This is a genomic window from Blastococcus goldschmidtiae, from assembly GCF_031845325.1.
GTDB lineage: Bacteria > Actinomycetota > Actinomycetes > Mycobacteriales > Geodermatophilaceae > Blastococcus > Blastococcus goldschmidtiae.
Genome location: NZ_JAVREI010000037.1, coordinates 1 through 1198, shown reverse-complemented (window position 1 = coordinate 1198; position 1198 = coordinate 1). Strand labels below are relative to the sequence as shown.

Annotated in this window: 1 protein-coding gene; it reads right to left on the bottom strand. The window is 64.3% G+C overall.

What is annotated here, in order from left to right:
* Positions 1-1154: cbb3-type cytochrome c oxidase subunit I (locus RM425_RS21470; protein WP_311347266.1), on the bottom strand; the 1154-nt coding region annotated here is incomplete at its 3' end.
* Positions 1155-1198: the final 44 nt, after the last annotated feature.

The window sequence follows — 1198 nt, the reverse complement described above, 5'->3', positions numbered from 1 at the left end:
TCCATCATCCGGCCGCACATCTTGGGGAACCAGAAGTAGATGCCGGCGTAGGCGGCGAACACCACGGTGCCGAACACCACGTAGTGGAAGTGGGCGACCACGAAGTAGCTGTCCGAGACGTGCCAGTCCAGCGGCGGGGAGGCCAGCAGCACACCGGTCAGCCCACCGAGCAGGAAGGTGACCATGAAGCCCATCGAGAACAGCATCGGCGTCTCGAAGGTCATCTGACCCCGCCACATGGTGCCGATCCAGTTGAAGAACTTCAGCCCGGTGGGCACCGCGATCAGGTAGGTGAGGAACGCGAAGAAGGGCAGCAGCACCGCGCCGGTGGCGTACATGTGGTGCGCCCACACCGCCAGGGACAGGAAGCCGATGGCCAGCGTCGCCCCGACCATGCCCTTGTAGCCGAACAGCGGCTTGCGGGCGAACACCGGGATGATCTCGGTGATGATGCCGAAGAACGGCAGCGCGATGATGTACACCTCGGGGTGGCCGAAGAACCAGAACAGGTGCTGCCACAACATCGGCCCACCGTTCTCCACCGAGTAGATCTGCGAGCCCAGGTTCCGGTCGGCCAGCAGCGCGAACAGCGCCGCGGTCAGGATCGGGAAGGCCAGCAGGATCAGGATCGAGGTCACCAGGGCGTTCCAGGTGAAGATCGGCATCCGGAACATCGTCATCCCCGGCGCCCGCAGGCACACGATCGTGGCGATGAAGTTCACCCCGCCCAGGATCGTGCCCAGCCCCGAGACCGCCAGACCACCGATCCACAGGTTCCCGCCCACCCCGGGGGTGTGCACGATGTTGGACAGCGGCACGTACGCCGTCCAGCCGAAGTCCGGCGCCCCACCAGGAGTCGCGAAGCTGGACACCACGATCAGGCTGCCGAACAGGAACAACCAGAACGACAACGCGTTCAACCGCGGGAACGCCACATCCGGCGCACCGATCTGCAACGGCATGATCAGGTTCGCGAACGCGAAGAACAACGGCGTCGCGAACATCAGCAGCATCAGCGTGCCGTGCATCGTGAACAGCTGGTTGTACTGCTCCGGGGACAGGAACTGCAGCTCCGGCCGGCCCAGCTCCGCCCGGATCAGCATGGCCATCAGGCCACCCAGGATGAAGAACATGAACGAGACGGCCAGATACATCAGGCCGATGGTCTTGTGGTCCGTGGTCCGCAGCAGGTTCGACA